Here is a 12860-nt window from a genome sequence, read left to right on the forward strand (position 1 = left end):
ATGCAAAAAGATTCGATTTTGTGGCAAATCAAGTTTCAATAAACCCTGATCGTCAAGCTAAGTATGATTTCTCAACACCATATATAACATCTAGAGCAGTACTTATTGTTAGAGAAGATAACCAAGATATCAAAGCCTTTACTGATTTAAAGGGTAAAAAAGCAGCTCAATCTTTAACAAGTGAACTTGGTAAAATGGCAAAAGAAAATGGGGCTGAGCTTACTCAAGTAGATGGCTTTAATCAAGCTATTGACCTTCTAGTTTCAAAAAGAGTGGATGCTACAATTAATGATAGCTTATCTTACTTAGATCTTAAAAAACAAAAACCAGATACACCAGTAAAATCTGTAGCTGATTATAACAATGCACAGCAAAGTGCACTACTATTTAACAAAGGAAATGCTGAACTAGTAGAAGCAGTAAATAAGGCTCTTGCAGATATGAAGGCAGATGGGACTTACTTAAAAATTTCTGAAAAGTGGTTTGGTACAGACGTATCAAAATAATACGGTGATATTATGAATTTTGATGATAGAGCATTAAGAATAATAGACATATTGACAAATTCATTTTTACCATTAGTAAAGGCGGGACTACAATTTACAGTCCCTCTTACCCTTATATCCTTTACTCTTGGATTAATTCTTGCTTTACTTACGGCTTTGGCAAGAATATCAAATTTTAAACCATTAGCATCAATAGCTAGATTTTATGTTTGGATAATAAGAGGAACTCCATTAATTGTTCAATTATTTATTATTTTTTATGGACTTCCAGCATCAGGTATAACTTTAGATGGGTTAACAGCAGCTATAATAGGATTTACTTTAAATGTAGGGGCATATAATTCTGAGGTTATAAGAGCTGCTATTTTATCTACACCTAAGGGGCAGTGGGAAGCTGCATACTCCGTAGGTATGACATACAATCAAGCATTACGAAGAGTAATTCTTCCTCAGGCCGCTAGAGTTTCCGTACCACCATTGTTTAATTCTTTTATTAGTCTTATTAAAGATACATCACTTGCTGCTACTATAACCGTTACTGAGATGTTCCAGATAGCTCAAAGAATTACAGCATCAACTTATGAACCTTTATGGTTATATATAGAAGTAGCATTTGTATATCTTATGTTCTGCAGTGTGTTATCAGCACTTCAGCACAGGATGGAAAAAAGACTTGAAAGATATGTGACCAAGTAATTCAGGAGGAAATTTTATGATAGATATAAAAGGCTTACGTAAGAGCTTTGGAAACAACGAAATTTTAAAAGGTATAGACTTACAAGTTAATAAAGGAGAGACTGCGGTTATTATTGGACCATCAGGATCAGGAAAGACAACTCTTCTCAGATGTATAAACCTATTAGAAACTCCAAATGAGGGTTCTATAACTATTGGACAAAGTAATTTAGTATTAAATGAAAGTAAAAAAGTATCTAATAGTGAAATAATAGCGCTTAGAAAGCGAACTGGAATGGTATTTCAGGGCTTTTATCTATTTCCCCATATGACAGTTATAGAAAATATAATGGAGGGACAGGTAACGGTATTAAAACGTTCAAAAGAAGAAGCTCGTGAAAAAGGGCTCAAGCTTTTAGAAAAGGTTGGACTTTTAGAAAAGAAAGATCAGTATCCACATGAACTCTCAGGCGGTCAGCAACAAAGAGTAGCTATTGCTCGAGGTATGGCGATGGAGCCTGAAGTTCTTTTATTTGATGAACCTACTTCTGCACTAGATCCAGAGTTAGAAGCTGAGGTGCTAAAGGTAATGAAGGATCTTTCTAAAGAAGGAATGACAATGGTAGTAGTAACTCACAAAATGAGCTTTGCAAGAGATGCAGCTCATAAAGTTGTCTTTATGGATAATGGACTAATTGTTGAGGTTGGTACCCCTCAGCAGGTGTTTGAAAATACAAGGAACGAACGTTTAAAACAGTTTTTGAGTATGATAGATGAATAAAAGTAAATATTTTAAAGGCGTAGATTCTTATAAATAATATAAAAGGAGTAGTAAACTCTATAAAACATGAGAAAAATAATATCAATATTACTTATAGTAATTGGCTTGATAATTTTTATAAATCCTATATATAAATTGACATCTGAAAAATTAAAACAAAAGACAGTTTTATTAAAACCTCAATCACTGATAAGTAAAATTAAAACAAAAGATACAATTAATAAAGAAAAAATAAAGGATTTTAAAGCAAAATCAAGGCAAATTTTTGGAATATTGTAGTTATTTTTTAGAATATATCAAAACTTTAAATATTAAAATTGGGAGGAAAATTATGAAATTTGAATCATTATTAATACATGGTGGAATAGATGGCGATGAGCATACTGGCGCAGTAAATGTACCTATTTATCAAACATCAACTTATAAACAACCTAAATTTGGAGTAAATACGGGTTATGAATACTCGAGAACTGGAAATCCAACAAGAGAAGCATTGGAAAAACTTATGGCAGATTTAGAGAAAGGATATGCAGGCTTTGCCTTTGCTTCTGGAATGGCCGCAATAACTGCAGTTCTTTCACTTTTTAAATCTGGAGATAAGGTACTGATATCAGATAATTTATATGGTGGAACCTTTAGAGTTTTAGATAAGATATTTAGTAATTTTAATATTAAGTATGCTGCAGTTGATGCTAGCAATTTACAGGAGGTTAGAAATAGTATTGATGAGACTGTAAAAGCTATATTAATTGAAACACCAACTAATCCACTTATGGATATAACAGATATCGAAGAAGTAGCAAAAATTGCAAAGAAAAACAATCTTTTAACTATAGTGGATAATACATTTATGACACCATATCTTCAAAAACCTATATTATTAGGAGCAGATATAGTAATTCATAGCGCAACAAAATATTTGGGTGGACATAGTGATTTAGTGGCAGGGCTTGTGGTAGCAAAAAACAAAGAATTAGCAGATAAAATACATTTTATACAGAACGGAACCGGTGGAGTGTTAGCACCCTTTGATTCGTTTTTATTGATAAGGGGAATAAAAACTCTTGCTGTTAGAATGGACAGACACAATTTGAATGCTGAAATTATTGCTAAGTTTTTAAAAGATAGAATCGAGATAGAAAAAGTTGATTATCCTGGGTTTGATGAACATCCAGGATATGAAATTCAAACAAAGCAGGCTAAGGGTTATGGAAGTATTATATCCTTTGTACTTAAAGATGGTTACGATTATAAGAGATTCTTAGAAAGTCTGAAATTAATAACCTTTGGAGAAAGTCTAGGCGGGGTAGAATCATTAATATGCCATCCAGCATCTATGACACATGGTTCAATCCCATATGAAATAAGACAAGAGGTTGGAATAGTAGATAACTTAATAAGATTATCAGTAGGATTGGAGAATGCAGATGATTTAATTGAAGATTTAGAAGAAGCACTTAAGGAAGATTTTTAAAATGGTTAAAGTTGAAAGTTTTTTATTAGATCACACAAAGGTTAAAGCACCATATGTAAGAAAGTGTAGCGTTCAGGATGGTCAAAAGGGAGATATAATAACAAAATTTGATATATGTTGAAAAGATAGAATCAGGTAACATAATAACAGTATAATCTGATAGAGGAGACAGATATTTTAGTAAGAATATATATTAAGGCATATGAAAAAGTGGTATGTACAAAGTCCATACTATCATTTAAGTAAAATATTAAATGGATGGGTGATGACAAATGATAAAACAATACAAGCAACTTGAAATTGATAACAATAATTTTCGAATGCAAGAATTAAAAGTCGCTATAAAAAAGAATTAAAATAAACACATGCATGTTAAATACATGGTTATCTATCATCATCTTCAAGGTGAGCAAAACGTTGATATTGCACATATGTATAACATTTGTCTTCATACTGTAGATTTATATATATAAAAGTATAAAACCTTAGGCTTGGACGGTTTAGTTCCCCTGCCAAAAGAAGAAGCTCGTGAAAAAGGTATCAAACTTTTAGAAAAGAAAGATCAGTATCCATATGAACTCTCAGGAGGTTAGCAACAAAGAGTAGCTATTGCCCGTGCTATGGCTATGTAACCTGATGTTTTATTATTTGATGAACCTACTTCTGCTCTAGATCCAGAGTTAGAAGCTGAGGTGCTAAAGGTAATGAAGGATTTTTCTAAAGAAGGAATGACAATGATAGTAGTAACTCATAAAGTTGTCTTTATGGATAATGGACTAATTGTTGAGGTTGATACCCCTTAGCAGGTGTTTGAAAATACAAGGAATGAACGTTTAAAACATTTTTTGAGTATGATAGATGAATAAAAGTTCAATTACTGATAAGTAAAATAGAAAGTGAAGACATAGTTAATATTGTTTAAAGCTAAATATATTATAAAAAACCGTTGATAAAATACATCAACGGTTTTTTATAGTATAGCAGAACTAATTTGGCCTGTCATTGTATAAAAAGGATTTATAGTATAATTTCAATTATTTGTTCTTGAATAGGTTTTACCTTAAAAGATCAGTATTCCATTTGTAAGCCCTGCGCTATTAAGTTGAAAATATTTATAAAATAATATATTTATTCATAAAATTTTCACAAATTATATATATACTATCAATAAATAAGATTCATTAATATAAAGGTTAAAAATTATGAACAGATAGTAAATTTTTATTATGCAAAGATAATTTTTAGGAGGATAGACAATGATAAGAGTTAATACAAAGAATATGGAGTATTTAATAGATTTATTAAAATCAGAGGTAAAACCAGCTTTAGGTTGTACAGAACCTGTAGCAGTAGCACTTGCTTGTGCGAAGGCTAGAGAATTGTTAAAAGAAAAAATAATAGATTGTAATATATTAGTTAGTCCTAATGTATATAAAAATGGTATGTGTGTTGGTATACCAGGGACAGATAAGTTAGGACTAAAAATAGCTGCATCTATGGGGCTTATAGGTGGAGATTCCGAATATGGATTGAGGGTTTTAAAATCTTTAGATGAAGAGCAAATTAAAATAGCGGAATATTATATAGATAAAAATATAATAAAAATATTTCCAGCAGACACTAAAGAAAAAATTTATATAGAAGTAGAGTTAAAAGGAAAGAGTAATACAGTTAAAGCTATAATAAAAACAACGCATGATAACTTTGTATATATATCTAAAAATAATGAAGTCTTATTAAATGAAGAAGCTGTTATTCAAGAAACTTGTTTAACTATTGAAGAAGAAAATTTATTAGAAAAAATGAGTATAAAAGAATTAATTCAAAAAATAGAAAATATGGAATTAGAAGCTATAGGGTTCTTAATAGATGGAATAGAGATGAATGAAAAAATAGCAAACTATGCATTGGACAAGAAGATAGGTGTAGGTGTAGGTTACGGAATGAAAAAATCAATAGAAGATGGGTTATTAGGTGATGATCTTATAAATAGTGCCATGATATTAACTGCTGCTGCATCAGATGCAAGAATGGCTGGAATTAAAATGCCTGTTATGAGTTCTAATGGAAGTGGTAACCATGGCATAACTGCCATATTACCAATAGTAGCTTATAATAACAAGTACCCTCAAAGTGAAGAAAAATTAGCTAAGTCACTAGCTATAAGTCATTTGATTACTGCTTATATAAAAAATTATACAGGTAGATTATCTGCTGTTTGTGGTTGCGGAGTTGCAGCATCAACAGGAGCAGCTGCGGCTATAACTTGGTTAATGGATGGAAGCTATGAGCAAATAGAAGGTTCAATAGGAAATATGATAGCTAACTTAAGTGGAATGATATGTGATGGTGCTAAATCTGGATGTGCATTGAAGCTTGCAACATCAGCATCTGCAGCTGTACAAAGTGCTATAATAGCTAAATATAATTGTATAGTTCCTCCTCTTAATGGTATAGTTGAAAATAATGTAGAAGAAAGTATAAGAAATCTAGGAAAAGTAAGTTCTAAAGGTATGACTATAACTGATGAAACTATAATAAACATAATGGATGATATGAATAAAGTTATATAAATTTATATATAATTGTTACTTGTAAAATTTTTATAAAGGGGAACTTATGAATTACATAATTAAAGTTAATGTTAAAAGGGATGCAATTAAAACTAGATTTTCAAATCTAGTTTTAATTGCATTTTTTTATTTTACATACGATATTTGAAATATTTATTTATTCCATAATAATATCATCCATTTTATGTTCAATTGATAACAACATTTCAATATTAATTTGAGTATCATAAGACCTGTTTCTAGTTTAAAAAAATCTAATAGTTTTAATTATTCATATTTTCTTCATATTTATACGCTATAATACAAATGGTTACAAAAAAGTTACAATTTAACTATGGAGGAATATAAAATATGATAAAAAGAAAAGCATTGATACCGATGGCTGCTATAATGGTAATGTCATCAAATTTAAATATATTTGCAAATGAGGTTCAGTCAGATACAAATACTGAATATAAAGAAATAAAATATAAAATAGCAAATGTTAAAACTGAAAAAGGATTAAATGTAAGAAAAACTCCTAAAATAGAAAAAGATAATAAACTGTTTGTGGCTAAAGATGGTCGTAAGTTTGAGATATTAGGACAAGAAAATGATTGGTATAAAGTAGAATTAGATAATGGTAAAGATGGATGGATAAATTCTCAGTATGTAGATTTAGAACATGAGTCTCTTTATGTAACTGTACCAAGAGTTAATTTTAGAGAAGAAAGTAATTTAGATTCAAAAGTATATAAAGTTTTGACTGAAGGTACAAAAGTTGAGTTCTTAGAAGATAATAATGAATGGATAAAAGTAAAAGTAGAAGATAAAGAAGGTTATATACATAATAAATATTTAAGTAATGAAGCTTCTATACTTAAAGAAAAAATACAAAAAACTAAAAATAATACTGAGCGAAAACCAGAAAACAACGAAATACAAAGACTAGATAAAAATACTGAGCAAAAGCTACCGGTAGTTAATAGTGATAAGCAGTCTAGTATAGTTAATTTAGTATATGCTCAATTAGGTAAGCCATATGTATGGGGTTCAGAAGGACCAAATTCATTTGACTGTTCAGGATTAGTAAATTATGTATATAAAAATGGGGCAGGAATTAATACGCCTAGAACATCTAAACAACAATCTACATTCGGAACTACTGTAAGCCGTGAAAATTTAAAACCAGGAGATTTAATCTTCTCAAGTACTGATGGAAGTGGTGGAGTAAGCCATGTTGGTATATATGTCGGAAATGGTCAAATGATACATTCTCCAAAGGCAGGTGATGTAGTGAAAAAGAGTAATATAAATAATAGTTACTGGAATGGTGTTTACTTATGGGCAAAGAGAGTTATATAGATTAAATTAAAACTTCCTAGATTTAGGAAGTTTTTTAGTTGGATATATACGAATATTTAAAAACTAAATAGAGACAGTTGAATGACTGTCTCTTAAAGGGGAAGGAAAATATATTTGGAGAAAAAATATTATTTTTCTAAATTAGCAGGTTTCTTATCACAACAAGTTGAATTACTTCCTGATTTAAACATAAAGAAGAACATTCCACCCATAAGTATAGGGCATATAAATGGCGCTATGGATGAAATTAATAAAGCACCTTTAGGTGTAAATGAAGCAATCAGAGGGACTGCAAAAAGTAAAAGTATAGGAATTAGACAACAAAGTGACATAGGTAAAATATGTTTTAAACTTTTTCTATTTTTATTATTCATTTTATAATTACCTCCATTGATTTGATAACATTATAATATCTTAAAAGTATGAATAAATTATGAAGCTAATTTTATTTTTTATTTCTTTATAAAAAATACATAAAGTTATCATACTATATAAATGAGAGCAAGTACTCTACATATGCCCATTTAGGGTATGTTTAACAAAAAAAACAGCTAGTTCTAGTCAATAGCTTTTAGAAATATTTTTAATCTATATTTTTATGCATAGAAAATAGACTATCAAAACTACACGATATATAATTGTTACTTATAGTATTACCATAAAAAACCGCTTATAGATTACATAATCAAAGTTAATACTAGGAAGGATAAAATTAAAATTTTGGAGGTATTAACTATGGGTGTAGTAGGAAATGAAAATATGCAGCCTTGTATAGACATATGTGTAAAATGTACACAAGCTTGTGAAGAGTGTCTTACTTTATGCTTAAAGGAAGAAGATGTAGCAGCAAGAGTAAAATGTATTCAAACTCTTCAAGATTGTATAGATATTTGTTGTTTAGCTACTAAATTTATGGTTAGAGCTAGTGAACATGCAAATCATATTTGTAAAGAATGTGCAGAAATATGTGAAGCTTGCGCTAAAGAATGTGAAATGTTTAAAGATGAGCATTGTCAAAAATGTGCAGAGATATGCCGTCAATGTGCACAAGAGTGTAAAGCAATGGTTAAGTAGTTATAAGGGTGCAATTAAAACTAGATTTTTAAATCTAGTTTTGATTGCATTTTTTTATTTTACATACGATATTTGAAATATTTATTTATTCCATCATAATATCATCCATTTTATGGTCAATTGATAACAACATTTCAATATAAATTTGAGTATCATAAGATATTTCATCAACACAGCCAAGAATGAATCCATGCATAAATGGAGGTCTTGGCATATTTACCGATGGATTTGGATTAATTGAATCTATATATGTTTTCACTTCTAATGGCACATTATTATTATTTATTAAAAGAAGAGGAGTATGTTTACCCATATGGGCAAATAAAACTGAAGGAACAATTAAAATTGGATGATTTAATGCTGCAAATGTAAATGCATGACCGTCTTTATAGTCTTTTCCCCAACCAAATTCAGTTTCATTATCTTTATACTTTGCGAAGTTAACTGAAATTTCATAAGGATTATTTCCGGTAATTCTATCTATATTTTTTATATTAGGTAGATTTGATAGCAAATCTTCTACAGATTTAGATACTGTATTTGTCGAACCTAAAATATAAATATTAACTTCTTCTTTTTCTATTATTGTATCTATTACACATTTAGGAATGTCATTTTTATTAACATATAGTATTGGATCACCATGATGAGCCGACCAAAAAGACGCTGGAATTCCTTCAGAAAGATTTTCACCAGATACAATCAAAATATTTTTAGCATCTTCTTTTATACTAGCAACCTTGCATGCTGTTTCATAGTGATTATTTCCAACTATATGGTAAGTAGTTAATCCGATTTTATTTAATTGGTTTTCTACATTTTTAGAAATATTGCCAACTAAAATAACTTGTATGCCATTGTAGTCCTTTGGATTCAATCTCATTATCTCATCTAATATTCCTTTACTTAAACGTTTACCATCTGTAAGCAATATAGGCGCATTAATAGGAAAATGAACAAGTGGAGTTGAGGCAATACCATCAAATAAGTTATTTTTATTTACTAAAATAACTGCATTTGGTTTCATATGAGTAAAACCAGTCCTTGATATTTCTATTGCTACATCAACAGGATTTTTTTTACATATACGTGTAGTATTTAATGTGAATAATGATTCGTCAGATAGGTGACTATCGATATAATTCATAATATCTCCCCCTTTTTGTATCTGATATTATAATATGAAGAAAGAAATAATTTGTTATTTTTTATTTCTTCATAAAAAATACATAAAGGTATAATACTATATAAATGAGAGTAAGTACTCTACATATACCCCTATAGAGTATATGCAATAAAAAGGAGGTTAGTTTATGAATAAAGAAAAAGTAATTAAAGTAACAGGAATGACATGTGCAGCATGCGCCAAAGCTGTAGAGAGGGTTACTAAAAAATTAAATGGAGTAGAATCTGCTAGTGTAAATATAGCTACTGAAAAATTAAGTATAAAATACGACACTACACAATCTACTTATGAAGATATAAAAAGTGCAATAGAAAAGGCTGGGTATGGAGTTATAGAAGAAACTGAATCTAAGGAAGTAATAATTCCTATTGGTGGAATGACATGTGCATCTTGTGCAAAAGCAGTAGAACGAACAGTAAAAAAACTAGATGGAATAGAAAATATATCTGTTAATATGGCTACTGAAAAAGCTTCTATAAAATATAATCCCAAAAAAATAAGACTTTCAGAAATAAAGATTGCAATAGAAAAAGCCGGATATAAGGTGCTGGAAATAGAAAATAAAAATACAGTAGATAAAGATAAATTAAGAAAAGAAAAAGAAATAAAAACTCTATGGACTAAATTTATAGTATCAGCAATATTTGCTATACCTTTATTTTATGTAGCAATGGGACCTATGCTAAAACCACCATTTCCAACATTACCAGTACCTAGTATTATAAATCCTATGATGTATCCGCTGAATTTTGCATTAACAGAGATTTTATTAACAATACCTGTAGTTATATCAGGATATAAATTTTATACAAGTGGAACAAAGGCACTAATAAATAAGAGTCCTAATATGGATTCACTAGTAGCTATGGGGACATCAGCAGCTATACTGTACAGTTTGTATTCAACATATAGAATATACATTGGCGAGTTTGCTGCAGTAGATGATATGTACTTTGAAACAGCAGGTATAATAATAACTCTAATATTGCTTGGTAAATCCTTAGAGGCAGTATCTAAAGGAAGAACATCTGAAGCTATAAAGAAACTTATGGGGTTAGCACCTAAGACAGCAATAATAATAAAGGATAACAAAGAAATAGAAATACCTATAGAAGAAGTTGAGGTAGGAGATATAATATTAGTTAAACCAGGTACTAAAATACCTGTTGATGGAGAAGTTGTAGAAGGGAATACATCAGTAGATGAATCCATGCTTACAGGAGAAAGTATACCTGTTGAAAAAAATAAGGGAGATAAGGTTATAGGTGCAAGTATAAATAAAAATGGTTCTATAAAATTTATGGCTACTAAAGTTGGTAGTGATACAGCACTTGCACAAATTATAAAACTCGTTGAAGATGCTCAAGGTTCAAAGGCACCTATAGCTCAAATGGCAGATATAGTATCCGGTTATTTTGTTCCTATAGTATTTGGTATAGCTACACTATCAGCATTAGGTTGGTATTTTAGTGGAGAAAGTCTAGTATTTTCACTTACTATATTTATAGCAGTTTTAGTTATCGCTTGTCCTTGTGCACTAGGTCTTGCAACTCCAACAGCAATAATGGTTGGTACAGGAAAAGGTGCAGAGTATGGTGTTTTAATAAAAGGAGGAGAAGCACTTGAAACAGCTCATAAAATAAATACTATAGTATTTGATAAGACAGGCACTATAACAGAAGGGAAACCTGAAGTTACAGATATAGTAGTGACTGATGTTGTAGATAAAAATACATTGTTACAAATTGCAGCAAGTGCAGAAAAAGGATCAGAGCATCCACTTGGTGAGGCAATAGTTAAAGCTGGAGAAAGAGAAAATTTACAAATTCTTAAGGTAGATAAATTTAAAGCTATACCTGGCTATGGTATAGAAGTTGAAATAGAAAATAGTTTGACATTATTAGGAAATAGAAAATTAATGCTAGATAGAAGTATATCATTAGAAAGCTTAGAAAATGAATCAGATAGGTTAGCTGGAGAAGGTAAAACTCCTATGTATATAGCAATAGACAATAAGTTGTCTGGTATAATAGCAGTTGCAGACGTTGTCAAAGAAAGTAGTGCAAAAGCTATACAAAAGCTACACGAAATGGGTATAGAAGTTGCTATGATAACAGGAGACAACAAAAAAACGGCAAATGCAATAGCAAAGCAAGTTGGAATAGATAGAGTACTTGCAGAAGTACTTCCACAAGATAAGGCTAAGGAAGTTAAAGTACTTCAATTAGAAGGTAAAAAAGTAGCTATGGTAGGAGATGGGATAAATGATGCTCCAGCACTTGCTCAAGCTGATATTGGTATAGCAATAGGGTCTGGTACTGATGTTGCTATAGAATCAGCTGATATAGTCCTTATGAAAAGTGATTTAATGGATGTGCCAACAGCTATTAAGTTAAGTAAAAGTACTATAAGAAATATAAAACAAAATTTATTCTGGGCATTTGCATACAACATCATAGGTATACCAGTAGCGGCTGGGGTGCTTCATATATTTGGAGGGCCAAAATTAAATCCAATATTTGCAGCTGCTGCAATGGCATTAAGTTCAGTTTCAGTTTTAACTAATGCTTTAAGACTTAGAAATTTCAAATCATATAAATAGGAGATTGAGGTGAAAATATGAAGATAAAGAAATTAACATTGGGTATATCTATACTAGTTTTAGCTATAGGATTAGTTGGTTGCAAATCAACTGATGTAGTAGCAAAGTATGGAGTAAAATCTTATGAAGATATGATAAATAAAACTAAAGTATATTCAAATGATAAAGATAATAGATGGGTAATAGAAGCCCCTGACAAAACTAAATTTAATATAAGTAAGGATTTTAGTGATGATGTAGATTTTGTTATTGAAGTGGATGCTAAACCATTCATAAATAGCGGATTAGATGTATCAAAACTTCCTAAATCATATTTATATAATGACAAGAATAAAACTATAAACATTAATTCAAATATAGGTAATGAGAAATTTAATTACGACTCAAACATTACTCCTGTAAATACATTAAATAAAATAATAGATAAACATAGAAATATATTTGGATATCACCATGAATTAGATCATTATGGTTTAGATTTAGATAATGAAAATAAATTTGAGTGGGCATATCATATGGATAAAAATGATAAAGACATAGTGTTTGTTTTAAATCCACAACCGTTTATAAAAGCAGGAGTAGATCCTAATAAAATAGATGGATGGATTTATGCTAAAGTAGGAGAAAATTACAAGTTATTAAAAC

General features: G+C 30.0%; 12 protein-coding genes and 1 pseudogene. 11 read left to right on the forward strand and 2 right to left on the reverse strand.

What is annotated here, in order from left to right; translation table 11 throughout:
- The 8 genes and pseudogenes from AC11VW_RS09020 to AC11VW_RS09055 form a co-directional block, all read left to right on the forward strand.
- Window positions 1-506 (forward strand): transporter substrate-binding domain-containing protein (locus tag AC11VW_RS09020; protein WP_484301079.1); only part of this gene is annotated, 506 nt, incomplete at its 5' end.
- A gap of 12 nt (window positions 507-518) precedes the next feature.
- A complete protein-coding gene (locus AC11VW_RS09025; RefSeq protein ID WP_484301080.1) occupies window positions 519-1202 on the forward strand; it encodes an amino acid ABC transporter permease in 684 nt (227 codons plus the stop codon).
- Window positions 1203-1218: 16 nt separating this feature from the next.
- Window positions 1219-1962, forward strand: a complete 744-nt coding sequence (locus tag AC11VW_RS09030) for an amino acid ABC transporter ATP-binding protein (protein ID WP_484301081.1) — start codon at window positions 1219-1221, stop codon at window positions 1960-1962.
- Between the two features lie 331 nt (window positions 1963-2293).
- The gene (locus AC11VW_RS09035; protein WP_484301082.1) at window positions 2294-3436 is read left to right on the forward strand and encodes a trans-sulfuration enzyme family protein; all 1143 of its coding nucleotides are present in this window, start codon (window positions 2294-2296) and stop codon (window positions 3434-3436) included.
- Between the two features lies 1 nt (window position 3437).
- Entirely contained in the window at window positions 3438-3557 is a 120-nt protein-coding gene (locus AC11VW_RS09040) for an S-ribosylhomocysteine lyase (RefSeq protein ID WP_484301083.1), read from the forward strand.
- Window positions 3558-4083: 526 nt separating this feature from the next.
- Window positions 4084-4239: pseudogene (locus AC11VW_RS09045) on the forward strand (peptide ABC transporter ATP-binding protein); the annotation flags it as partial.
- Window positions 4240-4692: 453 nt separating this feature from the next.
- Window positions 4693-6009, forward strand: coding sequence for an L-cysteine desulfidase family protein (locus AC11VW_RS09050; protein WP_484301084.1), 1317 nt, complete (start codon window positions 4693-4695; stop codon window positions 6007-6009).
- A gap of 351 nt (window positions 6010-6360) precedes the next feature.
- A complete protein-coding gene (locus AC11VW_RS09055) occupies window positions 6361-7353 on the forward strand; it encodes a C40 family peptidase (protein WP_484301085.1) in 993 nt (330 codons plus the stop codon).
- Between the two features lie 128 nt (window positions 7354-7481).
- Here the strand turns inward: AC11VW_RS09055 and AC11VW_RS09060 are convergent, their stop codons facing one another.
- Entirely contained in the window at window positions 7482-7727 is a 246-nt protein-coding gene (locus AC11VW_RS09060) for a hypothetical protein (RefSeq protein ID WP_484301086.1), read from the reverse strand.
- Window positions 7728-8088: 361 nt separating this feature from the next.
- Between AC11VW_RS09060 and AC11VW_RS09065 the strand changes: the two genes are divergently transcribed.
- The gene (locus AC11VW_RS09065; RefSeq protein ID WP_484301087.1) at window positions 8089-8427 is read left to right on the forward strand and encodes a four-helix bundle copper-binding protein; all 339 of its coding nucleotides are present in this window, start codon (window positions 8089-8091) and stop codon (window positions 8425-8427) included.
- 85 nt (window positions 8428-8512) lie between these two features.
- Here the strand turns inward: AC11VW_RS09065 and AC11VW_RS09070 are convergent, their stop codons facing one another.
- Window positions 8513-9574, reverse strand: coding sequence for a cell wall-binding repeat-containing protein (locus AC11VW_RS09070; protein WP_484301088.1), 1062 nt, complete (start codon window positions 9572-9574; stop codon window positions 8513-8515).
- Window positions 9575-9740: 166 nt separating this feature from the next.
- On the opposite strand from AC11VW_RS09070, the gene AC11VW_RS09075 reads away from it, so the two are divergent.
- On the forward strand, window positions 9741-12215 hold the full coding sequence (locus AC11VW_RS09075) for a heavy metal translocating P-type ATPase (protein ID WP_484301089.1): 2475 nt from the start codon (window positions 9741-9743) through the stop codon (window positions 12213-12215).
- A gap of 17 nt (window positions 12216-12232) precedes the next feature.
- Window positions 12233-12860: hypothetical protein (locus AC11VW_RS09080; protein ID WP_484301090.1), on the forward strand; the 628-nt coding region annotated here is incomplete at its 3' end.

It is taken from the genome of Romboutsia sp., from assembly GCF_056995035.1.

Bases quoted from the DNA above. Each gene is read 5' to 3' on its own strand.
- AC11VW_RS09025 (WP_484301080.1), top strand. From the start codon at position 519: ATGAATTTTGATGATAGAGCATTAAGAATAATAGACATATTGACAAAT.
- AC11VW_RS09030 (WP_484301081.1), top strand. From the start codon at position 1,219: ATGATAGATATAAAAGGCTTACGTAAGAGCTTTGGAAACAACGAAATT.
- AC11VW_RS09035 (WP_484301082.1), top strand. From the start codon at position 2,294: ATGAAATTTGAATCATTATTAATACATGGTGGAATAGATGGCGATGAG.
- AC11VW_RS09040 (WP_484301083.1), top strand. From the start codon at position 3,438: ATGGTTAAAGTTGAAAGTTTTTTATTAGATCACACAAAGGTTAAAGCA.
- AC11VW_RS09050 (WP_484301084.1), top strand. From the start codon at position 4,693: ATGATAAGAGTTAATACAAAGAATATGGAGTATTTAATAGATTTATTA.
- AC11VW_RS09055 (WP_484301085.1), top strand. From the start codon at position 6,361: ATGATAAAAAGAAAAGCATTGATACCGATGGCTGCTATAATGGTAATG.
- AC11VW_RS09060 (WP_484301086.1), bottom strand. From the start codon at position 7,727: ATGAATAATAAAAATAGAAAAAGTTTAAAACATATTTTACCTATGTCA.
- AC11VW_RS09065 (WP_484301087.1), top strand. From the start codon at position 8,089: ATGGGTGTAGTAGGAAATGAAAATATGCAGCCTTGTATAGACATATGT.
- AC11VW_RS09070 (WP_484301088.1), bottom strand. From the start codon at position 9,574: ATGAATTATATCGATAGTCACCTATCTGACGAATCATTATTCACATTA.
- AC11VW_RS09075 (WP_484301089.1), top strand. From the start codon at position 9,741: ATGAATAAAGAAAAAGTAATTAAAGTAACAGGAATGACATGTGCAGCA.